Genomic DNA, 21,143 nt, shown 5'->3' on the forward strand with positions numbered 1-21,143 from the left:
CTATAGCCGCGCTGAACACATTCACTATGGATAGATTGTGAGTCGTGAGTGCCGAGGCCATACCGAGACCGCGGTCACGGCGGCCCCACAATACTGCTCGCGACTGTGCGTCGATTCGATCCGTGCGCCGGTGGCAAACCGATCCAAACGCGGTCACTGCCGTTCAGCTGGCGTCGAACACCGCAGACAGAGGACGCTCTCTGCGACCCAGTTGACGTCGGTCGAGCCACACGCTGGACACTGGTAGTTCGCGTTGTTGTATTCCGTCGTCCCGCGTGGGGCAGCGAGATAGCCGTCCGCGAGGACCGACTCGAGGAGCGCCGGAAATCGCTGGCGCTTGAACGTCGCTCGGTGGGCGAGAAATTGACCCGGCCTCGACGGATCCGAGCCGTGGAGGGCTTCCCAGGTGACGGCAATCTCCCCGTTTGCCGTACTTCGGGCGACCTGCTGGAGCGGGGCTGTGGCCGCCTCGAAAAGCGGTGTCGTCCCCCAATACTGTGGCTCCTCGACCGATTTGGCGGCCCCACGATAGGCTTGGGCTGCCTCACTGTAGGCCTCGGCTGGACCGTCGAGTCCGCCGGCGAGTCTGGCATCACCGATCAGTTCCTGAAGACAGGCTTGCTGTGCGGGGTGTTCGAGGACCGTCTGGAGGTCACGACCAATCGCAGCAGCCTCGGTCCCGCGATGCCGGGCCCGAGTGTGACAACCGGCGACACGATAGCAGAGCGCGCTCGTCACGTGGTGTTTGAGGGCGTTCCCGACCCACCCTTTCTCGTCGGCATCGAACGGGCTTTGGCCTGGCCGTGGCGCAGTGAGTGTTTGCCAGCCGGCCCGCGCGAAGGCGTCTCCTGCAGTCTCGTAGTTGCGGTCGGCGAGTGCGGCGACAGCCCGGTCGTCGTAGTCACCAGTTTGTGGGCACATGGCTACCGCTTTGCACTCCACCGTGAGAAACGTTCGTTATCGAAAGCAGCGGGTGGACCAGATCCGTCGTGGAGACCGCGGCGAGTGCCGAGCAGCTGCCTGCCGGCGAGGGACAGCCCGGCGATTAATGACCAGTGCCTGCGAACAGCTATGCATGGATATCGTCGCCGTCGCGGCCGTCGCCGAGAACGGTGTCATCGGTGATGGACCGACCCTGCCGTGGCACTTGCCCGAGGAAGTCCGCCGGTATCGTGAGCGTGTTGCCGGAGAAACCGTCGCCATCGGCCGCCGGACTTTCGAGATGTTTGAGGACCCGCCCGGAGCCAGACAACTCGTGTTGAGCCGTACCGAGCGGACGTACGACGAGCCAGCGGTCGTCCACACCAGCGGCGTCGAGGCAACGATCGAACGCGCCCGCACGGAAGACGCGCCGGTGCTGTACGTCCTCGGCGGGGCGGCGATCTACGCGGCCTTTCTCCCGTATTGCGATCGGCTGCTGGTGAGTCGAATCGATGGCACGTACGAGGGCGACGCCGAATTTCCCGATTTCGACACCAGTGTCTGGACCCGGACGGACGATACACGCTTCGAGGGATACACGCTCGAACGGTGGGAACGAGCGGACGGATAAGTTCCATCACGAATGGGGCTTGCGGACCACCGAACCTGGGCTAGACAGCACCGCGTCAAGACGACTCCGAGAGCGCCTCGTGGTCGTCCGGACGGAACACGCGCAAGATGTCGCGACCGAGAGGGCGGGATTCGATCTCGACGAAGCCAGCGTCGGTAAACACCTGCTTCCAGTCACGATAGTACAGCGGCACCTCGTCGTTGACGTAGGTGACCGCCGGGTCGCCGGACTGCCCGGCCTCGACCTCGCTCTCGTTTTCGATCGTGACGAGAAGGGCATCCGTAATCCGGCGAAGTTCAGCAAATACCCAGTCGGCATCGGGATGAACGTGCTGGAGGGTTTCGACGGAGTAGACGGCCTCGAAGGCCCCGTCGTCGAAGTCCTCGACGACATCCTCGATCGCTTCAAAATAGAAGGTACCGTCGGCTGCGAGAGCCGGGTACGCATCAGTCATAACGTCGAGAGCATCCTCGTTGACATCGACACCGGAGAGTGACTCGAATCCACGCTGCTGGAGATGAGAGAGATGCCGGCCGGACCCAAAGCCCAGTTCCAGCACCGAGTCATCCTTGGCGATAGTCCCAGCCAGCAGGTCACCGATCGCCTCGCTTTTCTCGTCCGGACCGTAGTGGGCGTAGTACGCCGGGGAGAACTCGCCGGATCGATCGGCCCACGTGCGGCGGACGTCGTTTGAATCCACACCCACTGTTCGGTAGGGAGACAGAAAGGTTCCTCGACACGCCGGCCGGGAACAGCGAGCAGTCATCCAATGCAGTCACGTTTTCAAGTGGGGAGCTCGTTGATCCGATATCGAGATGGCCGACGAGCAGACCGAGCGGAACGAACTTGCGTGGTACTACGACGCCGTGACGACTGTCTCACGGACGTTTGCGCTCACCATCGACGAGTTGCGCGAGCCGATGGCCCGGGAGATCTGTCTCGGGTACCTGCTCTGTCGGATCGCCGATACCGTCGAGGACGCTCGCCACATCCCGCCCGGGGAGCGGGTCGCACTCCTCGAGACGTACAGTCGTGCCCTGGACCCGGACGACGAGACGTCGATCGAGGCGTTTCGGACGGCCGTCGAACCGTGGCTCCCCACCGAGCCAAGCGACGACTGGGATGTCGTCGCTCGCGCCCCGGAAGCCGTTGGGGAGTTCGAGTCGCTCCCGGCGGCTTCCAGAGACGTGATCCGGCCGTCGATCCGGGAGCTCGTCGACGGAATGGCGACGTTCGTCGAGCGATACGCCGACACCGGCGGGCTTCGCCTCCAATCGTTCGAGGAGCTAGAGTCGTACTGCTGGTACGTGGCCGGGACCGTCGGTGAGTTCGTCACGTCGCTCTTACTCGAAGAGGTCGACCCGGGACAGCGAGAGTCGTTTCGCGAAGACGCCGAATCGTTCGCACTGTTGTTACAGCTCGTCAACGTCGCCAAAGACGTCGCGACGGACTACCGGACGGAACGGAACGTCTACGTGCCACAACCCTTACTCGCCGAGGAAGGGCTCGAACCCGCGGACATCGCCGATCCGTCGAGCGGGGCGGCGTTCGCGCCGATCATCACGCAGATCGTCGAGCGAGCCGAGCGATACCTCGATGGTGCACAGTCCTGGCTCGAAACCATGCCCGAAGTGCGTGGCAACACCCGGGCGGCGTGGGCGATCCCGTTTTTACTCGCCGTCGGGACGATCCGAGAGCTGAAATCGAACCCGGCGGCCGTCGTCGAAGCGGGCAGCGTCACCGTCTCCCGCCAGGAAGTGCTGGCGGTCCGGGCTCGCTTCGCTGGCGACAACGAACCGGATATCCAGGCTCTACGAGAAGAGCTGCGCCAGGCGCCACTCGGAGACTGACCGCCACGAACGGACGCCGCCGGGGGGGCACGCCGACGGAGAGATCGAGCCTCGCGCGGAATGGTGCCGTCACGAACCCGAAGACTGGACGGGACGATCGCAAATGGGTGGTTATTCCTGTGGCCAGGTCGAACCGTCGCGTATGGACGGATACAACGAACACACCGACCGAACAGCGGTGACGAAACGATGAATCCCTCGCGTGTCGATTTTCTCGTCGACCTGGCGTATGGGGCGCTCATCTTCGTCGCAGTCGGGATTATCTTCGTCGCCGAGACCAGTGTCGGCGTGGCTTTCGGACTGGGTGCACTGATCGCCTACGTCATCCACATTGCCTGGAAGATGGGGCGGTTCGACCCCGACTGGATGACCAGCGAGATGGCCCAACGGGTCGAAGAGACCGTCCACAACGAGGTCGAACAGACCGTCAGCGAGACCGTCTCTAAAGAGGTCGATCGCGTCGAAGAATCGGTCAGCGACGAGGTCGAACAGACCGTCAGCGAAACTGTCTCCAAGGAGGTCGACGACGTCGCCGAACAAGTCGGCGAGACAGTCACCGAAGAGGTGACCGAGACCGTCAGCGAGCAAGTCGAAGAAACCGTCGAGGATACAGTCAGCGAGCAAGTCGAGGAAACCGTCAGCGAGGAGATCAGCAAGGCGAGCGAGCGCGACGAAGACGACGACGCCTCGTAAGCGCGGGTACTAGCTCAGGTGGGACGGCGACGACGTGGGGCGCAATCTCGCGCGAACGCGGGACGCTGCCGTCGGTCGCGTGTTTGCCAGGGAAGTGTCGCCAGCGTGGATGCAGTATAATACATCGGATACATCCGAGAGCGGTGTCGCTGTAGTCAGGAGACGCCAGTTATCGGACGCATCACGGAACTGCACGCAGGGGACAACGAGCGCCGTTACTGGTCCCATTCGACCTCGGCGACGTCGTCGGTCTCCCGGAGAATGAAGGGACCGATCGAGAGGGTGTGCTTGGTGACCGTCGCGATCCGCACGATGTAGGCAAGCAGGAGCAAGAACGGGATCAGCGCGACCGTCGTCGCGGCTGCCACGATCGGGACCAACATGTCGACGCCAGCGACAGCCGGTGTGTGCGTCGACGCGTCGAAAAACGCGACCATCGTTGCCGAGACCAGCAACGCCGGGACCGATGCCACGAGGATCCGCCGCGAGAGGTCGATGAGATCCCACTGGAAGTACAGCGTCTTGAAGTGTTCGCGGGCGGGGCCAAACAGTTCTAGCGTGTCGATCAACTGGTCGAGGGCGGCCTGCCCCTCCGTATCGAGGGCATCGCCGTAGCGCTCGTGGATGCGGCGGGCCGTGAAGATCTTCCAGGAGTAGTTGAAATCGAGCGCCGAGGCGATGACGTCGAACTCGCCAAAGCGAGCGTCGTCGAGTCCCGTCGCGACCGTCTCGGAATTTGCTATCAGACTATCGGTGAAATCTTCAACCGCCTCCTGCAGCTCCGTATCGGACGTGCTCGCGTCCGCGTCGGTACTGACGGCGTCCCGGAGGTCACGTGCCCGCTCGCCGGAGACCTGGACGAGCGCCCGGAGGAACTGTGCCGGCCGAGCCGGACTCACGGGCGTTCCGACGGCGTCGGCGACGTCCTCGCGGAACGCCATGGCCTCCTCCATGCGCTCGCGCTGGTCGCCCGCAGCACCGAGTTCCTGAGAGAGCACCAGTTGGTTCAGGGTGAGCACGAGCGTGACGCCGGTGATCGTCGCCGTCAACAGGGCCTGAAAGAGGGTGTCCACCGAGTCACCCGATCGGATTGCGACCTCGGCGGCCGGCAGAAGGGAGCCTGCAGCGGTCAGCGTGACGAACACGACCGCGACGAGCAATCCCGTGACGAGCCACCGATCGGCACCCATGAACAGCCAGAGCTTCGAATCACTCCCGCTGGCCCGATCACGTAACCGATCGCTGGGCGCCTCGCCGGCACCTGGCATGGCCGAAGCTACTGGCGTCGGCGGGAAAAGTCCTCTGTGGTCGGCAACGGACTGGGCCGGGCCAGAATGCGGGCGTACACCTGGAGAGCCAGGCGAGAACAGCGACGGCGACGCGAGGTTGGGACTACGGGCCGGAAAGAAATCCCAAGAAGCCCTGCGTCAGTCGATGTGCCCTTCGCGACGGAGCTGCTCGGCGTCGGCGTTGTCGTAGCGCCACTCGACGTTTGCCTTCTCGTCTTGCCAGTCCCACGGTTCGGCCAGCACGACGTCGCCCTCCTCGATCCAGACGCGGTACTTCATGCGCCCGGGGATGCGCCCCATGCGGGTCTTGCCGTCCTCACACTGCAGTTCGACGTGGTTGCCGCCGTTGTGCTGTGTCACCACGGCGAACACCTCGTCGTCGTCGGGCATCCGAAGATTCCGGCGCCCTGATTCTTCGCTCATAGCATTGTTAGGACCCGGACACGCTAAAGGCGTGCGGGACCGGTGGTATCTCGCCCCATGGGCGTCTCTCACAGAGGGAGTCGGGCCACAGATAGCCACGAACGGAGATGAGAGACCGTGAATTGCGTTGCTCCGTCTCGCGCTCGCTACCACGATCGCCCAGTAGCGACTCACGCAGTCAAACCGATACTGGCCCGACGGCCGGTAGTGGAGCCGACCAGAAGAGAGACTGGACTGACACAGTGCCCCGAGACTGGCCGAGGGCTCTCAGGTGCGATCGGCAGTGTCGTCTGTGGAGTCGTCGGCCGCGTCCGAATCGGATTCGGATGCTGTCGGGTCCTCGGCCGCTGAGTCAGTCTCCGTAGCGTCGGGTTCTCCCGACGGGTCGTCACTCACAGCCCTGCTTTCGTCGGGTGTGCCGGCGCCTGATGACGAGTCCTCTCCAGCGTCTCCCACTGGCGTCGAAGCGTCGGACTCGCTGGGCTGGCCGGCCCGGGGGTCCTGTGGGTCGACGCCGGCCGGTGGCTGTCCCTGGCCGGGCCGAGTGCGGTCGTCACCCTGGCGCTGCTGGGACTGCCCCTGGCCCCGAGAGTGGCGCCCGCCTCGCTGGCGTGGCTGTGCGTTATCGGGCTGTTGTCGGCCGGTCTGCTGGCCACGTTGCGGGGTCGTCTGCTGGCTGCCCTGGCTCGGCTGCCCACCCTGCTGGCGTGGACCCTGGCCACGGGGCTGGCCCTGGCGTTGTCCGGCGCGTTGACCGGGCTGGGTACCCGCACGACCGCCGGCGTCTCCGCGAGGCGGCTGGGCCGCCTGACGGGAGCCACCTGGACCACCAGCCCGCGGGGCAGGGCCAAAGCCGAGTTGCCGTCGCAACCCATCGAAGTAACCGCGTTTGTCGGCGAACACGAGCACGAGCAAGACGAGCCCGGCGACGAGCAAGAGCAGTGACTGGGTTCGAAGTTGAGCGAAGATGCCGTCGACGAGAGCGATCGTCACGTCGGCAAAGCGCTGACCGTCCGGCCCGCCGATAGCGTCCCGGATCGCCGAGGTGAGTGGATCACGCGCCAACAATGCTGGGAGAAATCCGGCGATGCCGGCGATCAGTGAACTCGCGCCGACTGTCCGGCCGACGGTCCACAGCGAGCGCGTGAGTACGGCGAGGACACCGATCACCAACAGGGCCAACGCGGGCAACGCCAGGGTGAGCAGATCGACGAGCTGGACGCCGTCAGCGGCGGTATCGAGACGGTCCCGCGCCTCGGTATCCATATTTTCGGTCAGCGAGAGAGTGTTGGGCAGCTCTTGGTCGAGTCGCTCACGGACGATCACCTGGGCTCGCTCGGCGATCCGCTGTGTGAGGGACTCGACCTGCTGGCGGTATTCCTGGTAGGTGAGATCGCTCGTCAGTGCGTCGACCGTCGCGAACTGGAAGTCGACAGCCCCATCGGTGAGCTCCTGGTCGTACCCGCCGACTTCTTGGCGCGTCGCCGTTTCGAGTTCGGACTTGAGTTGCTGGTTGACGGTCTGGAGATCTGCTCCATCGCCCAGCGACGACTGGAACTCGGCCCGGGTCTGCTGGAAGCTCGACTCGCTGTCGAGTAAGCCTTCGACGGTCGTGGCGTCGATCTGTCCGCCGGCCCCGTCGAGTTGATTGGCCGCGATGTCGGCCAGGGCAGGCGCGTCGACGGCGATCATGCCCTCGGTGACTGCCTGTGCGAAGTTCGACTTTACCGGCGCGAGATCGACCGAAAGCGACAGCGAATCCGTCTCACCGTGGAGAAACGCGTAGATCGCATCGATGTTCTCGTTGGTCTGGGTCCGGACGTACGACTCCGTGAGCGCCTCGTCGACGAGCTGCTCGGGTTCGACGCCCGAGGCGTCGATCTGGGCCGGCAACGCCCCGCTCGTATCGAGATCCACCGAGTCGATCTCGGTGCTGATCCGTTCTTCGAGGACGTCTATCGCCTCGGTATAGGCGTCCTCGTCGTCGAGTGTGTCGGTCACGTAATCGGCACGCAACGCGGTTTGTCCGGCCGTAATGAACACGTTGCTCCCGACCAACGCCACGACGAGTACCACTCCGGCGAACGCGAGGCCGAGCCGACGCCCGAAACTCATGCTCGCCGCCCCCCAGTTGTCCGTCTCAGTGCTGTCTGCTGTCGGCGATCGGTGTGGGCTGGGTGCTCCATGTCTGCCAGTTCGTTCTCACGCAGTGAGTAAATGCTTGCGGCCGGCACAGATCGAGAGGCGACTCGAATCCGGAAGGTACTGAACGGTGGCCCGCGAGATCGAAGACACGCGTGCGGATTAGTCACTATTTCGAGTGGGAAGACGCGATCACCGGCGGACAGGCCCAGTCAGTCCGCCAGCAACGGACGATCCTCGATCGGGCCGGGATCGAATACACGACCGAGCCCGATCTCGGGGCCGATCTCTTACACCTCAACAACATGGGGCCACAGTCGGTTTTCTACGCCTGGCGCGCCCAGCGGGCCGGCGTGCCGGTCGTGATTCACACCCACCAGACGGCGGCTGATTTCCGGGAGAGTTTCGCATTCTCGAACCTCCTGGCCAAGCCCCTGCGGCCCTATCTCGAAGCGGCCTATGGACTGGGCGACCGGTTGATCTGTCCGTCCGAGCACAACCGCGACGTGATCGAAGGCTACTGTGACGTCCCGACGTCGGTCGTCTCGAACGGGTTCGATCCCGAACGCCTCGAGGGGTTCGAGTCGCTCCGCGAAGCGTATCTCGACCGCTACGATCTGGACCCCCCGGTCGTGTTCAACGTCGGCCACGTCATCGAGCGCAAGGGCCTACGGGCGTTCATCGAGACGGCCCGGGCGATGCCGGAGCTGGATTTTGCGTGGTTTGGCTATCTCAACCCGACCGGTGGAGGCCGACTGGACAGTCTGCTTCGCTCACAGACGGCAAAGCAACTCGTCGCGAACGCGCCCGAAAACTGTACGTTTACCGGCTATATCGAGGATATTCGGGGTGGGTTCGCGGCGGGAGACATCTTCTTTTTCCCGACGAAAAACGAGAACGAGGGAATGGCGCTGCTCGAAGCGATGGCCTGTGGCCGGCCGCCGGTCGTCCGAGACATTCCGACCTTCGAGTGGCTGACTGATGGCGAGGACTGCCTGAAGGGAAGCGAGGAGTTCACCGAGCCGATCGATCGCCTGCGGGACCCGGAGCGACGTGAACGACTCGGAAAACGGGCCAGCGAGCAGAGTGACTCCTACACCATCGATGCGATCGCCGACGACCTTCTTGCGGTCTACCGTGACGTCCTCGCCGACGAGCGATAGCGAAGCCACGAGAGCCAGCGGCGTGACCCGCTCTATCACGCCTCACGGAGCATCCTTCTGTCTGGATCACGTCCGGACAGTATGAACTACGAGCAGGCCTTACAGCGAGCCCACGACGCGCTGCCCGACCGCCCGGCGGCCGACGAACGACGACTCTCGATCCCCGATCCCGAGGGCGAAGCCGACGGGGCGTTTACCCGACTGACGAACCTGGGAGCGATCGCGGACGCCCTCTCTCGCGATGCCGAACACGTCCACCGCTCGATCCAGCGCGAACTCGGTACCAGCGGGCAATTCGAGGACGACCGCGCCCGATACAACGGCGAGTTCGACGGCGCGGACTTCGCCGCAGCGATCGACAGCTACGTCGCCGAGTACGTCACCTGCTCTGAGTGTGGCCTGCCGGATACGATCTTGGCGACCGAGAACGGTATCGACATGCTCCGCTGTCAGGCTTGCGGGGCCTTCCGGCCCGTCGAGACGCGCGCGTCGTCGTCGAGTTCGCAAGGCCAGCGCCCCACCCTCGAAGAAGGCAAAAGCTACGAGGTCAAGATCGTCGGCACCGGCCGGAAAGGTGACGGCGTCGCCGAGAAGGGCAACTACACGATCTTCGTCCCGGGAGCCAGCGAAGGCGACGTCGTAGAGGCGTACATCGAATCGATCAACGGCAACCTCGCGTTCGCCCGTCAGGCCTGAGCTACGGCCGGTGGGTCCGTAGAGCGGCCACAGGGGTGTCTCGACACCGACCCGATACGTTAAACTCAGTGACGGTCGAGTATCGGTTCGATGACAGCGTCCCAGTCGGCCGGAACGCCCACTCGTCGCGTCGGCCTCTGTCTCGATATCGACGGGACGATCCACCGACACGGCTCGATCTTCGTCGAAACGCTCGCCGTCCTCCCGTATGCGAGTGAGCTCCCGCTGAGTGACGCCGATCGAGCGGCCATCCGGAACGTGCTCGGGGCGGTCGCCGACTACGCCGGAGGCGATCGCTCCCGGGACCGGTGGCTGGGCGCCTTACGCGGCTGTGACGCACTCGCCGCGATGGGACTGGATGCTATCGTCGCTCGCGTCCTCGCGAAGGCGATCCGACTGCGCGCCCGAGGAGCCTCGCGGAGTGGCCCGACCGGCGATGGAGCGGACTACCGGTCGATGCAGACACAGGTACTCGACGCCTACGGCCAGTTGCTGAGGGACAAGCGCGCCGAGCAGATCGACGACGCCGTGACAGCGGCGCTCGGGCTCGCCGTCCGTGTCGACGAACGGCTTCAGGAAACGCTTCGTGAGCGCGGTGTCGACGTCGTTCTCGTCACGGACGTCCCGACACACGTCGCCACCCAGTACGCACAACTGATCGATGATCGTGTCCGAGTGGTCGGCACCGATTTCGAGACGCGAGACGGTCGCTTCACCGGCGAGTACAGCTTCGTCCAGAAGGGGCCAGCGGTCGAACGACTACGCAACCGACGAGACTGGGACTACGTGATCGCTGCCGGTGATTCGGCCAGCGACCTGCCGATGGCCCGAGCGGCCGATCTGTTTCTGGCGGTCGCCGGTCGCGGGAACGTCATCGAGGAGTTGCCAGCCGAGTCCCGGACAGTCAGTGCGGAGGCCCTCGGTGCAGACCAACTCGATCGATCGACCGACGTGGTGACTGTCCCCCGGGAGATGGCTCTCGGGACAGCGCTCGAACGGACGATGGCAGCATGTCCGTTCGGATCCGACGACAGTGAACCGGGATCGGCAAACGAGTCGGGGGGTAAGCGATGACCATGGCGTCGATCGCCGGGCAGGTCGCCGACGGACTCGATGCCGAGTCGACCGGGTGCCAGAAACTCGACGGTGGCATGATCGGCCGTGTCTATCGCATCGACTTCGCCGAGCGGTCGCCGGTCGTCGCCAAGACCGGAGAGACACCACTGTCGGTCGAGGCGAAGATGCTGGAATACCTCGCCGAGCACTCGGCGCTACCGGTCCCCGACGTGTTGTGGGCCAGTGACGAACTCCTGGTCATCGAGCACGTGGCAGGCGAGTCGGCGATCACGCCCCCAGTCGAGCGCAACGCCGCCGAACACGTGGCGGCGTTACACGACGTTACCGCCGAGGCCGTGGGCTTTCCCTTCGATACGCTCGTGGGCTCGCTCGACCAGCCAAACCCCTGGCGTGAAAACTGGATCGCGTTCTTCCGGGCACAGCGACTGGTCCCGCAACTCCGTGGCGCTCGCGAGGACGGCCCACTCGGTGACGATCTGGCGGCGCGGGTACAGGCAGTCGCCGACGACCTGGAAGACCTACTGAGCCAGCCTGCAGAGCCCGCACTTCTCCACGGCGACGTCTGGCGGACGAACGTCCTCGCGGCCGAGGGCGAAGTCCGGGCGTTTCTCGATCCGGCGACCTACTACGGGCATCCCGAGATCGAACTCGCGTACATCGACTGGACCGAGACGTTCGGGAACCCGTTTTTCGACCGTTACCGGTCGTTGCGATCGATCGAACCGGGGTTCTTCGAATCGCGCCGGTTCGTCTACCGGCTGTATCCGCTGTTGATCCACGTTGGGCTGTTCGGCGAGGAGTATCTGCCCGGCCTCGAAGCGACCCTTGCCGAACTGGGCTACTGACCGTCCCACGAGTCGACAGCCAGAGCGTTTATCGCTATCGCCTCCGAGACGCAGGATGATGGACGCCGTCCCAGTCTGGCGACTGACCCGGACCAGGTGCGGGCGAGCACTGTGGAACGCACTCACGAATCGGGGGATCAGGATTGCCCGCCTTCGCCTCTACCGGACGGAAGCGTTCGATGTCCCGGTACCGTCGCTCTCGCCCGACCTCTCGTTGGCCGTCGATCGCGGAGCCGATCGTGACAGCGACACGATCGAGGCCCCGATCGCTCCCGACGACTGGGTCGTCCGGGTCGAGACGATCGAAGGCACCGTGGGATCGGTTGTCCTCTCGATCGACCGCCAGGTCACTGTCGAGCCGATCGATACGACCCTGCAATTCGACGGAGGGTACATCTGGGCCTTGTACGTCACCCCAGCCTATCGACGACGCGGGATCGCGTCGGCACTCGTCGCACAGGCAGCGGCCCTCGCGGCCGCGGAGACCGGGGCCTGCCTGGCGCTGGTCGCCCCCGATAACCGCCCGTCACAGCTAGTGTTCGAAGGACTGGGATTTGCCGTCGAAGGATCACTCTCACACGTGCGTCTCCCCGGTTTCGAGTGGACAAGCAGCCTCGATGGCTTGGTGGGCGTCCAGCCGGTCGAGAGTTAACGAGAAGGGCCAGCTGGATCGAGTCACTGCTCGATCGGCGTGACCAGCTTGGGTCCCGTCGCCGTCGGATCGTTGACAGCCCGCGAGACGGGATCGACGCGAAGGTGCTGGGCTGAGAGCGGTTCCAGCAACGACGCCGCCCGACCGGGGTCAGCTGACAGCCAGGGTCCCTCGGCGTCGGGCGGCAACACGACCGGCATCCGATCGTGGAGTGGCTCGATCGCGTCGTTGGCCTGGGTCGTGACGATGGTGAACGTCTCGATCGGTTCCGGCTCGGCCGTAAGCGACCCCAGCTTCGTTTGAGTCCTCGAGGGCGTCCACCGTTCCCAGAGACCCGCCATCGCGAATGGCTCGCCGTCGGTCCGTCTGACGAAGTGGGGACGGCGCTGTCCGTCCGGCGCCCCCCACTCGTAGAACCCGTCAGCGAGGACGAGACACCGCCGTTGCTCGGCAGACTCCCGAAAACTCGGCCGCTCGAAGAGCGTCTCGGCGCGGGCATTGGTGTGACGATGGGCGTCCAGATCGTCGGCCCAGGACGGGATCAGTCCCCACTGGCGCGTCCGGATCTGGCGTGACTGCTCGGCGTCGATGACCGGCAGCGACTCGCTCGGAGCGGCGTTGTACGTCGGCTCGAAGTCACACGCCATGGAGGCGTCGAACCGCGCTTCGAGATCAGTCGGCGGCGTGAACAGCCCGTATCGACCGCACATACGCGGTGTAGGGCCACCGGCGGACAAAAGGCTGGGGCCTGTCGAGAGTCGCCTGCGCGCGTTCGCCACAGGCGTTGCCCCTGTCCGCCCTTGGACAGTCAAACGCTGCCGGCCAGGTTGCAATACCGCCCGTACGTTCAAAACGGATAGCGACCAAGTGAGAAGTGGTACCATGGCTAGCGACCCCGCATTCGAGATCGAATCCCGTCCACAGCGGGAATACGATCGGGCGGGCCGCCTCTCCTACGAGGGCACCACGCTGTTCCGACTCGAACCGGCGGAGCAACGTCCGGAAGCGACCTTGCGGGCCTACCTCGATGGCGTCCTCGACGATGGCCCGTATCAGTACGGGGATTTCCACGATCTACCGATGGTCGTCTATCTGGTCAGAGACCGAGAGACCGGTGACGTGTTCCGGGCGTCGATACGGGACGGGGCGATCCGATTGCACGTGCTCCCCGAAACGGAGGCAGCGGGCCTCCGACGGTTCTTCGGGCGCTTACAGGCCTACGCTGAAGACGAGTGGACCGTCGACAACCGAACCACGGCCGGCTGAGTGGGATACTGGGTCCCCGGTGACCGTGTCCCAATCGTGTTCGGTCGTTCGTGGCTTAGACGCCATCGACAGTCGCCCGGTACTCGCTGATCGCCGTTCGGGCATCCTCGATGGTCGCTGCCGTCTCGTCGGCCGTCTCTTGCTGGATCTCGTCGAGTGCGGTCTGGATGCGGGCCATGCGACCGTGATCCGGACCGCGGTCGGCTTCGGCCAACTGGTCGAGTTGAGCGGCGAGATCGGCGAGGCGATCTGCGTTCGTCTTGGCACTGTCGGCGGCCGAATCGAGTCGCTCGCTTGCGGTCTCGAGTTTGGTGCGTGTCATAGCTGGTGGTGGCAGGCCACCCACAAAATGGCTGGCGCTGGTGGCAAAACGAGGGTGGTATCTCGGACGTGAGAGGCGCCGCCTCGAGACGCCCGAAATCACTGCCGAGAGCGAACCAGCGGAACGGTTTCCCGGACAGCAAAGTCGAAGCGGTCGGTCGCCAACAGCCCGACTCCGAACAGTCCGGCCACAGCGACCGCGAGCCAGTTGCCGTACCAGGCGTTGATCGCGCCCCACAGGATCACGAAACTCACGAGGTCGTCGAGCATGAAGCCCGTCCGTTCCAGTCGGTCGAGCAGTCCAGCCCGCTGAAAGCCCAGATCGAACGCGAGCACGGCGACGCTGGCACTCAGTACCCATCCGAGGTAGTTCGACAGCGGGACACCGTAGAACTGGGCAGCCGTCGCACCCGCCCACAGACCATCGCCCGACAGCGGGGGTGCATACTCCCAGAAACCGAGTCCGACCGCTCCTGGATCCAACACGAGGTCCATCGCCAGGACGGTCGCGATGACCGCCGGAAGCCGGACCCGCGTCAGCGAGGCACGGTCACCGAGCAAGAGCAGACAGAGCAGGTAAGCGTTCAACACCAGTGGGAAAAAGAAGATCGGCAGGGCTGCCGGGACGGTGTCGAGCAACATCGGTCCGAGGTCGATGGCGTACTCGAAGTGGCCATAGGGGAGTCCAGTCAGCACGCCCGTGAATTCGATCCCGTAGGTGTAGAGTGTCAGGGCGACGATCGCGAGGCCGGCCCGGCGGTCGACCAGGGGGGCGATCCCGGCGATCAGCGGCAGGCGCATCACGGCGGTCCCAAAGAGAACCAGATAGGGGTTGAACTCGAGAATCCCCGGGAACCAGCCTTCGGCGCTGGCGAGGAGCATGACGGCGCCGATCGCGGGGAACGTCACCGCGATAGTGAAGCGATTGTCGGCGACCAACCTGTCGAGTCGCGCCTCGAATCGCCGGCGGTCGAGGTCAACCACCGTACATCACCCTCCAGAGATAGCCCATCGTCAGGACGGTCCCGACGACGGTGTTGATCGCCGGGAACCACCAGTAGGCGCGGTCGACCACCACGTCCGAGACGGCAATGACGAGTTGCAAGAGCGGGTAGACGGCGAGGACAGTACCCAGCAGTGGGTGAACCAGGGCGAAGGCACCGGCTGCAAGCGCCCAGACGGCCCCACAGTAGGCGTAGGTCCGGCGCTGGCCCAGGACCGTCGCCGTCGTAGCGATGCCAGCCCGGCGATCAGGTTCGATGTCGGGGATCGCCGAGAAGGTGTGCATCGCCATCGTCCAGAGCCAGCCGCCGACGATCGCCGGGAGGGGCGGGAGCTGGCCCGCAACGGCCGTGAACGCGAGGACGCCGGGCAGGACGTACAGTCCGTTCGAGAGTGAATCGAGGCCAGGCGTCGTCTTGAACCGGAACGGTGGGGCGCTGTACTCGACGGCGAGAACGAGGAATCCCGCCAGGGTGACTTTGCCTGCAGGCCCGACGACGAAGGCAAAGGGAAGCGCGAGCAGTCCCGAGACGAGCACGACCCCAAGAACCCACCGGTCCCCGGAGAAGCGCGCTTCCGGCCCGTCTTCCTTTTTCGGATTCTCGACGTCGATATCGACGTCGAAGACGTCGTTGACACCGTAGAGGAAGACGTTCGCGGGCACGAGAAAGTAGGCGAACAGCGCGACCGAGAGTGGGGTGATCAGCTCCGCTGTCGATTCGGCGGCGTAGACAACCCCAATGACGACCGGTCCGGCCAGATACAGCCAAAACCGGGGTCGGGAAAGGACCAGCAGGTACCGCACCCGGTCGAGCAGACTCGAACGCCCGGGACGCCGTGACGTCGTCGCCATCATCGACTGTTCGAAAGCACCGCCTCGGCCGCGTGCTCGCCGCTGATCAGACACATCGGGACGCCGACCCCTGGCGTCGTATAGCCACCGGTAAAGTACAGATCCTCGACGTTCGAGGATTCGATCGGCGGACGGAACATGGCCGTCTGGCGCAAGGTGTGAGCGAGCCCCATCGCCGTGCCCTTCGTGGCGTTGTAGCGCTCGCCGAACTCCGAGATAGAGAACTGTTCTTCGAGAACGATCCGGTCTTCGAGATCGACGCCGGTGTTCTCGGCGATGTCGGCGATCACTTTGTCGCGATACCGGTCTCGCGTCTCCTGGGGATCGTCGAGGCGGGTGGCGATCGGGACCAGGGCAAAGAGGTTGGTGTGGCCCTCTGGCGCGACATCGTCGTCGGTCTTGGAGGGAACACAGAGATAGTAGGAGGGATCATCAGGCCAGGCCGGGTCCTCGAAGATGTCGTCGAAGTACGCTTCCCAGTCGGTCGGCATGACCAGGGAATGGTGGGCCAACTCGGGCACGTCGCCTTCGACGCCCAGATACAGCAAGAACGCCGAGGGCGCGTAGGTCCGGTCGTCCCAGTACTCGGCATCGTACTGGCGCTCGTGGGCCGGCATGAGATCCTGTTCGGCGTGGGCGTAGTCGGCGTTGGCGACGACGGTGTCGGGTCGGCGCTGTTCTCCCTCGGCCGTCTCGACCAGAAATCCCTCCTTGCGGCGCGTGATCTCCGTGACTTCGGTGTCGGTCTCGATGGTCACACCCAACTCCTCGGCGAGATCGACGATCGCGTCGACGACAGCCCCGATCCCGCCCGGCCCGCCATCGACTGGCTGGGGGTAATAGACGCCGAGATTGAAATCGGCGTGGCTCATCATGTTGTAGATCGCGGGCGTGTTTTTGGGCGAGCCACCGAGGAAGACAAGCGTGTACTGGACGATCTGGCGGAGTTTCTGATTCTCGAAATAGTCCTCGACGTGGCCCTGCATCGAGCCGAGTAGCTTCAGCCCGAGCGTGCCGGTCTTCATGAGCGCCGGATCGACCCAGTCTTTCCAGGTCGGCCGGTACTCGTAGACGAAGTTCTCCATCGACAGTTCGTAATGGCGCTGGCTCGTCGCGAGATAGTCGTCGAAGGCCTCGCCAGCGCCCGCCTCGTAGGACTCGAAGAGTTCGCGGTTCTCGTTGCGATCGGCGCTGATGTCGACCTCGTCCCCGTCCTTGAAGAAAATCTTGTAGTGGGGGTCCAGCCGTTCGAGTTCGTAGTAGTCGGTGGGTTCGTGGTCGAAGTGCTCGAAGAAACGTTCGAACACTTCCGGCATCAGGTACCACGACGGGCCCATGTCGAAGACGAACCCGTCGCGTTCGAGGCGGCTGGCCCGCCCGCCCACGGCGTCGTTCTTTTCGAGGACGGTGACGTCCACACCGGCGTCGGCAAGGTGGCACGCGGCCGAAAGGCCGCCAAAGCCCCCACCGACAATCGTCACGTCGGCGTTCGTTGGTGCTGTCATCGAGCCCAACCAACGACCGGCACCCGCTTAAATGTCGGCACGAAGAGCGATCGAGGACGGGAACCCGATCACACAGACCGGGCGCTTGCCCGATGGGTCTCAACTCACGGTAGCTCCGCCGCGTCGAGTCCCACCGACACGTTCATACCCGTCGGTCGGGAACAACCGGCCGATGAGTAATAATAACCAAGCCGTTCTTAATAACTCTCGATCGGAGACGCTTCTGGGGGGCCTCTCGACGGCAATATTGCTCGGACTGACGGCACTTGCAGTGGCTGGATTCGGCGACAGTCGGGGGGTGGGAAAGCTCGTCGTCATTTCGTGGGTTGCCTTCGGGGCGATGGCTGGCGGCGCACTCCTCGGCGCCTGGTCGAACGGGCGCCACCCCCGGAGACTCGTGTGGGGATACGGACTGGCAAGCGGTGCGATGATCGCCAGCGCCGCGGCGTTTCTCGTCCCGCAAGCAATCACTATCAGCCAGGATCCACGCCTCGGTGGGTTCGGCATCGCTGCCGGGATCCTCGTGGGCTACAACGCTCACACGATCGGTCACCGGCTCTCCCATTTGGATCTCCCGATGGACACGACGGCGACCGAACTGGCGGCTCACGCGCTCTCGGCGGGATTGATCATCGGACTCATCTACGGCCAGATGCCGGATCTCGGCCTCCTGCTGGGATTATCGATCATCTCCCATAAGGGGCCGGCGGGGTACGCTGCTGCGCGTCGGCTGGCGCTAGACGGGAACTCGACCGTTCCGCTGTTGTTGCCGGCGGCCGGCGTCGGGCTGACGGCCCTCCCGGTCGCGATGGTGAATCTGCCGAGTACACCGGCGATAAACGCCGTCGTCTTCGGGTTCGCCGCGGGGGTTTTCCTCCACATTGCGATGGACTTCCTGCCCTCGTGTGAGGTCGGCGGCGAGATCGACCAGGCTGCGGGGATGACCGAGACCTCCCACGAACTGCTCGATCGCCTCCGCGTCCAGTCGCTGTTCTCGACGACCCTGGGCGGCCTCGCGGTCGTCGTCGCCTGGGCACTCGTCACGTAGTCCGCACACCCCCTCGCGCGTATCGAGGACGAAACGGTCTTAGGACTGCCCATTTTGGCCAATTCGTCGTCGTCGGGATCAGCGAGGCGACGCCACAGGAACCCACCAGGGACGCGCTTCGACGGTCGCAACCGGGAAGCTGAGTCCAAGCCGACGATGGCATCGGTGCCTGGCCCGACCGCAAACCAGTGAGTCACAGCGCGGAGAGATCCCGATTCCACACGGTTTTGGTCTACCTAAAACCGATGCCCTTATGTCTGATTAGGCGAGCCTAAATTCCAATGCCATCCAGACGGGAGGTACTGGCGAGCGGCGCAGCGTTGTTAGGGACAGTCGGGCTAGCAGGTTGTTCGGCCCCTGAAGAGACGACGACGGAGGGCGGGTCGGGTAGGAATGGCCAGGCGGACGCAAACGCGGCCGTCGCGGCCGAGTGGAACACCATGCGAGCCAGAGTGCGAGACGCGGTCGCACTGGGACGGGCCGGGGCACCCGACGCCGGTGGCGCCCTCGCCCAAAGCGTCTTCGCACGCTTCGAGAATGCGGGCGGCGAGTACGGCGCTCACGAGATGCTCGAAGGGACCGACAGCGAGGCCTACGAGGGCTTCGAGTCGGCGCTGGGTGCCCTTCGATCGGAGGGACTGTCTGCGGGTGATCTCCAGCGGGCCAGCGACGCCGCCGACACCGCGACCGGCCATTTGGCCGACGCCCAGGGCGCACTGCTCAGCGAGGGGACGGCACAGGCCTACGATCTGCAGGCTCTCGCGGCAACCGTCCAGAACACCGCGTTCCTGCTCGAAACGGACAATCCCGACGCCGCCGCGACCGTCGCCGAGGATGCACAGGCACGCTTCGAAGACGGTCTCGGGAGTGCCTTCGAGTCCGCTGACAGCGACACTTTCGATTCCTTCGAGGGGAGTCTGGAGAATCTCGTTTCGAACGCTGGCTCGGGCAACAGCGAGTCGGCGATGGCCAACGCCGATCTGGCCGTCGAGACCGCCGTGGCCGGGAGCTATAGCCTGGCTGACGACGAGCACGCAGCAGGGGCCGGCCACGTCGCACTGTTCGGTGCGATGGGCTGGGACGCTGCAGCGCTTGCTTCGTTGGGCGGCCCCTCACTCGGTGTCGCACACGCCGCGACGCTGACCACGTACCGAGCCCGGGTCGCCGATGCCGCCTGGCTGGTCGCAGCGGGCGAACGCGAGCAGGCCGCCACGGTCGTGACCGACGTCTTCGCACACTTCGAGGGCGCACGCGCCCACGACGGCCTCGAATCCGCGGCCGCCGACGCCTACGAAGGGTTCGAATCCGGACTCGAAGCCCTCCAGACGGCCATCGAGGAGGGCGAGGACATTGCGGAGCCGCTGGCGACCGTCGACGAGAATCTCGTGGCCGGGATCGAAGCACTGACCGGCGAGGCGGCACCGGTCCTGGCCGCCGCGTTCTTCCGGGCTCGGGTCGCCGACGCCCGCGAGCGCTATCGTCGCGACAAGGGTGACGCGGCGGCGTCGATCGCCCAGGACCTGTTTGCCCGCTTCGAGGAGGACGAACTCGGGTTCCACGAGGCCGTCGAGGAGACGAGCGAGGACCTCTATGACGCCTTCGAGGAGGAACACCTCGCGGGCCTGATCGACGCTTTCGAGGCCGGCGACGACGAGGCCGTCAGGACCCACGACGAGGGCATCCACTCGACGTTGCTGGAATACGCGACGACCGCCGCCGAAACGCCGGTCGTGAGCGCGGGCGAGGCTGCCATCGTCACCGCGCGCGGATTCGACGCTGCCGTCCTCGATACGCTGGGCAACGACGATCGCGCCCAAGCCATCGCCCAACGGGTCTTCGAGCACTTCGAGGGCGACCCCGGCGGCTACCACGAAGCCCTGGAACACGCCGACGCCGAGACCTACGAGGCCTTCGAGGCAGCCATCGGTGCGGTGAGCCAGGCCGCCGAGAACGGCGAGCCCGTCTACCCGCCGACAAAGACCTTCGGCGGCGAGGCCGTCGCCTCGGCCTACGCCGTCGTCGAAGCTGCGGGCGGTCCCCAGCGTGAGGTCGCACTCGGCATCGCCGAAGATGCCTTCGCTCGCTTCGAGAGTGCGCGCGTCCACGAACTCCTCGAGGAGGCCGACCGCAACGCCTACGAGACCTTCGAGGCATCGCTGGAAGGGTTAGTCGAGGCACTGGACGGCGGTGGCGACGTCGCAAGCGCCGCCGAGTCCTTCGCCAACGCCACCCAGTACGCACAGTTCGCCCTGGTCGATGCCAGCGAGGACGTGCCGCTCGATCTCGACCTGGCTGGCGCACCCTCGGGTGGCCACAGCGAGGAGAGTTCGAGTGGCGGGCACAACAGCAATCTCTCGGGTGGCCCCAACGTCGTCGAGGGCGTCCCCGAGGACGCCGACCACGTCGTCGACATGACGGCCGCGGCCTTCGAGCCCGAAGAATTGACCGTCGAAAGTGGCGATACCGTCGCCTGGACGTTCGTCGGTGGCGAACCCCACTCGGTCAGCGCCTACGAGGAGAAGATCCCCGACGATGCCGAGTACTGGGCCTCCGGCGGCTTCGATAGCGAGGAAGCTGCTCGCGAGGGCTGGACAAACGGCGAAGGGGCCGTCCAATCGGGCCAATCGTACGTCCACACCTTCGAGACGACCGGCGAGCACGGCTACGTCTGCATCCCCCACGAGGCCGTCGGCATGGTCGGGACGATCGTCGTCGAATAGCCGGGAATCCCTTTTATTGGCGGTCTAGACGGGCGGTGTTGAGCGC

21 protein-coding genes are annotated in these 21,143 nt (G+C 65.0%); 11 read left to right on the forward strand and 10 right to left on the reverse strand.

Annotated features, from left to right (window positions below):
* Positions 1–153: 153 nt before the first annotated feature.
* Positions 154–921: a hypothetical protein gene (locus FR699_RS07450; RefSeq protein ID WP_154551078.1), complete on the reverse strand. Its 768-nt coding sequence runs from the start codon at positions 919–921 to the stop codon at positions 154–156.
* A 127-nt stretch (positions 922–1,048) separates the two neighbouring features.
* Between FR699_RS07450 and FR699_RS07455 the strand changes: the two genes are divergently transcribed.
* On the forward strand, positions 1,049–1,552 hold the full coding sequence (locus FR699_RS07455; RefSeq protein ID WP_229770508.1) for a dihydrofolate reductase: 504 nt from the start codon (positions 1,049–1,051) through the stop codon (positions 1,550–1,552).
* 55 nt (positions 1,553–1,607) lie between these two features.
* Here the strand turns inward: FR699_RS07455 and FR699_RS07460 are convergent, their stop codons facing one another.
* Entirely contained in the window at positions 1,608–2,252 is a 645-nt protein-coding gene (locus FR699_RS07460; RefSeq protein ID WP_158855038.1) for a bifunctional 2-polyprenyl-6-hydroxyphenol methylase/3-demethylubiquinol 3-O-methyltransferase UbiG, read from the reverse strand.
* 115 nt (positions 2,253–2,367) lie between these two features.
* On the opposite strand from FR699_RS07460, the gene FR699_RS07465 reads away from it, so the two are divergent.
* On the forward strand, positions 2,368–3,402 hold the full coding sequence (locus FR699_RS07465; protein ID WP_158855039.1) for a phytoene/squalene synthase family protein: 1,035 nt from the start codon (positions 2,368–2,370) through the stop codon (positions 3,400–3,402).
* A gap of 189 nt (positions 3,403–3,591) precedes the next feature.
* Entirely contained in the window at positions 3,592–4,095 is a 504-nt protein-coding gene (locus FR699_RS07470; protein ID WP_154551075.1) for a hypothetical protein, read from the forward strand.
* A gap of 215 nt (positions 4,096–4,310) precedes the next feature.
* On the opposite strand, the gene FR699_RS07475 is transcribed toward FR699_RS07470, so the two are convergent.
* From FR699_RS07475 to FR699_RS07485, 3 genes are all read right to left on the reverse strand, one after another.
* On the reverse strand, positions 4,311–5,363 hold the full coding sequence (locus FR699_RS07475) for a hypothetical protein (RefSeq protein WP_154551074.1): 1,053 nt from the start codon (positions 5,361–5,363) through the stop codon (positions 4,311–4,313).
* 159 nt (positions 5,364–5,522) lie between these two features.
* Complete coding sequence (gene eif1A, locus FR699_RS07480) at positions 5,523–5,807, reverse strand: translation initiation factor eIF-1A (RefSeq protein WP_158855040.1); 285 nt, start codon at positions 5,805–5,807, stop codon at positions 5,523–5,525.
* A gap of 267 nt (positions 5,808–6,074) precedes the next feature.
* Positions 6,075–7,922, reverse strand: coding sequence for a hypothetical protein (locus FR699_RS07485; RefSeq protein ID WP_158855041.1), 1,848 nt, complete (start codon positions 7,920–7,922; stop codon positions 6,075–6,077).
* A gap of 182 nt (positions 7,923–8,104) precedes the next feature.
* On the opposite strand from FR699_RS07485, the gene FR699_RS07490 reads away from it, so the two are divergent.
* From FR699_RS07490 to FR699_RS07510, 5 genes are all read left to right on the forward strand, one after another.
* Positions 8,105–9,112, forward strand: a complete 1,008-nt coding sequence (locus FR699_RS07490; protein ID WP_158855042.1) for a glycosyltransferase family 4 protein — start codon at positions 8,105–8,107, stop codon at positions 9,110–9,112.
* An 81-nt stretch (positions 9,113–9,193) separates the two neighbouring features.
* Positions 9,194–9,808, forward strand: coding sequence for a translation initiation factor IF-2 subunit beta (locus FR699_RS07495; protein WP_154551070.1), 615 nt, complete (start codon positions 9,194–9,196; stop codon positions 9,806–9,808).
* A 90-nt stretch (positions 9,809–9,898) separates the two neighbouring features.
* Entirely contained in the window at positions 9,899–10,882 is a 984-nt protein-coding gene (locus FR699_RS07500; RefSeq protein WP_158855043.1) for an HAD family phosphatase, read from the forward strand.
* 2 nt (positions 10,883–10,884) lie between these two features.
* Positions 10,885–11,730: a fructosamine kinase family protein gene (locus FR699_RS07505; RefSeq protein ID WP_154553165.1), complete on the forward strand. Its 846-nt coding sequence runs from the start codon at positions 10,885–10,887 to the stop codon at positions 11,728–11,730.
* 58 nt (positions 11,731–11,788) lie between these two features.
* Positions 11,789–12,382, forward strand: coding sequence for a GNAT family N-acetyltransferase (locus tag FR699_RS07510; protein WP_158855044.1), 594 nt, complete (start codon positions 11,789–11,791; stop codon positions 12,380–12,382).
* Between the two features lie 23 nt (positions 12,383–12,405).
* On the opposite strand, the gene FR699_RS07515 is transcribed toward FR699_RS07510, so the two are convergent.
* Positions 12,406–13,092 (reverse strand): SOS response-associated peptidase, encoded by a 687-nt coding sequence (locus tag FR699_RS07515; RefSeq protein ID WP_158855045.1) that lies wholly within the window; start codon positions 13,090–13,092, stop codon positions 12,406–12,408.
* Between the two features lie 172 nt (positions 13,093–13,264).
* On the opposite strand from FR699_RS07515, the gene FR699_RS07520 reads away from it, so the two are divergent.
* On the forward strand, positions 13,265–13,648 hold the full coding sequence (locus FR699_RS07520; RefSeq protein ID WP_158855046.1) for a hypothetical protein: 384 nt from the start codon (positions 13,265–13,267) through the stop codon (positions 13,646–13,648).
* Between the two features lie 55 nt (positions 13,649–13,703).
* On the opposite strand, the gene FR699_RS07525 is transcribed toward FR699_RS07520, so the two are convergent.
* The 4 genes from FR699_RS07525 to FR699_RS07540 form a co-directional block, all read right to left on the reverse strand.
* Complete coding sequence (locus FR699_RS07525; RefSeq protein WP_158855047.1) at positions 13,704–13,970, reverse strand: hypothetical protein; 267 nt, start codon at positions 13,968–13,970, stop codon at positions 13,704–13,706.
* A 98-nt stretch (positions 13,971–14,068) separates the two neighbouring features.
* Positions 14,069–14,953: a bisanhydrobacterioruberin hydratase gene (gene cruF, locus FR699_RS07530; protein WP_158855048.1), complete on the reverse strand. Its 885-nt coding sequence runs from the start codon at positions 14,951–14,953 to the stop codon at positions 14,069–14,071.
* Positions 14,946–15,827 (reverse strand): prenyltransferase, encoded by an 882-nt coding sequence (locus FR699_RS07535; protein WP_158855049.1) that lies wholly within the window; start codon positions 15,825–15,827, stop codon positions 14,946–14,948. Before FR699_RS07535 ends, cruF begins: the two co-directional genes overlap by 8 nt.
* Positions 15,824–17,329: an NAD(P)/FAD-dependent oxidoreductase gene (locus FR699_RS07540; RefSeq protein ID WP_154551062.1), complete on the reverse strand. Its 1,506-nt coding sequence runs from the start codon at positions 17,327–17,329 to the stop codon at positions 15,824–15,826. Before FR699_RS07540 ends, FR699_RS07535 begins: the two co-directional genes overlap by 4 nt.
* A 172-nt stretch (positions 17,330–17,501) precedes the next feature.
* On the opposite strand from FR699_RS07540, the gene FR699_RS07545 reads away from it, so the two are divergent.
* Together FR699_RS07545 and FR699_RS07550 are read left to right on the forward strand one after the other, a co-directional pair.
* Positions 17,502–18,377, forward strand: a complete 876-nt coding sequence (locus FR699_RS07545) for a ZIP family metal transporter (protein WP_158855050.1) — start codon at positions 17,502–17,504, stop codon at positions 18,375–18,377.
* A gap of 281 nt (positions 18,378–18,658) precedes the next feature.
* On the forward strand, positions 18,659–21,097 hold the full coding sequence (locus tag FR699_RS07550; RefSeq protein ID WP_158855051.1) for a DUF5059 domain-containing protein: 2,439 nt from the start codon (positions 18,659–18,661) through the stop codon (positions 21,095–21,097).
* The last annotated feature ends 46 nt before the right edge of the window (positions 21,098–21,143 follow it).

This window comes from Halorhabdus sp. CUG00001 (genome assembly GCF_009797925.1).
In the GTDB taxonomy this organism is placed as follows: domain Archaea; phylum Halobacteriota; class Halobacteria; order Halobacteriales; family Haloarculaceae; genus Halorhabdus.

Excerpts from the sequence above, each read along its gene's own strand:
- FR699_RS07550 (WP_158855051.1), top strand. The coding sequence starts at position 18,659 with ATGCCATCCAGACGGGAGGTACTGGCGAGCGGCGCAGCGTTGTTAGGG.
- FR699_RS07470 (WP_154551075.1), top strand. The coding sequence starts at position 3,592 with ATGAATCCCTCGCGTGTCGATTTTCTCGTCGACCTGGCGTATGGGGCG.
- FR699_RS07540 (WP_154551062.1), bottom strand. The coding sequence starts at position 17,329 with ATGACAGCACCAACGAACGCCGACGTGACGATTGTCGGTGGGGGCTTT.
- FR699_RS07515 (WP_158855045.1), bottom strand. The coding sequence starts at position 13,092 with ATGTGCGGTCGATACGGGCTGTTCACGCCGCCGACTGATCTCGAAGCG.
- FR699_RS07535 (WP_158855049.1), bottom strand. The coding sequence starts at position 15,827 with ATGATGGCGACGACGTCACGGCGTCCCGGGCGTTCGAGTCTGCTCGAC.
- eif1A (WP_158855040.1), bottom strand. The coding sequence starts at position 5,807 with ATGAGCGAAGAATCAGGGCGCCGGAATCTTCGGATGCCCGACGACGAC.
- FR699_RS07545 (WP_158855050.1), top strand. The coding sequence starts at position 17,502 with ATGAGTAATAATAACCAAGCCGTTCTTAATAACTCTCGATCGGAGACG.
- FR699_RS07455 (WP_229770508.1), top strand. The coding sequence starts at position 1,049 with ATGACCAGTGCCTGCGAACAGCTATGCATGGATATCGTCGCCGTCGCG.
- FR699_RS07475 (WP_154551074.1), bottom strand. The coding sequence starts at position 5,363 with ATGCCAGGTGCCGGCGAGGCGCCCAGCGATCGGTTACGTGATCGGGCC.
- FR699_RS07500 (WP_158855043.1), top strand. The coding sequence starts at position 9,899 with ATGACAGCGTCCCAGTCGGCCGGAACGCCCACTCGTCGCGTCGGCCTC.
- FR699_RS07450 (WP_154551078.1), bottom strand. The coding sequence starts at position 921 with ATGTGCCCACAAACTGGTGACTACGACGACCGGGCTGTCGCCGCACTC.
- FR699_RS07525 (WP_158855047.1), bottom strand. The coding sequence starts at position 13,970 with ATGACACGCACCAAACTCGAGACCGCAAGCGAGCGACTCGATTCGGCC.
- FR699_RS07520 (WP_158855046.1), top strand. The coding sequence starts at position 13,265 with ATGGCTAGCGACCCCGCATTCGAGATCGAATCCCGTCCACAGCGGGAA.
- FR699_RS07465 (WP_158855039.1), top strand. The coding sequence starts at position 2,368 with ATGGCCGACGAGCAGACCGAGCGGAACGAACTTGCGTGGTACTACGAC.
- FR699_RS07510 (WP_158855044.1), top strand. The coding sequence starts at position 11,789 with ATGGACGCCGTCCCAGTCTGGCGACTGACCCGGACCAGGTGCGGGCGA.
- FR699_RS07495 (WP_154551070.1), top strand. The coding sequence starts at position 9,194 with ATGAACTACGAGCAGGCCTTACAGCGAGCCCACGACGCGCTGCCCGAC.
- FR699_RS07485 (WP_158855041.1), bottom strand. The coding sequence starts at position 7,922 with ATGAGTTTCGGGCGTCGGCTCGGCCTCGCGTTCGCCGGAGTGGTACTC.
- FR699_RS07505 (WP_154553165.1), top strand. The coding sequence starts at position 10,885 with ATGGCGTCGATCGCCGGGCAGGTCGCCGACGGACTCGATGCCGAGTCG.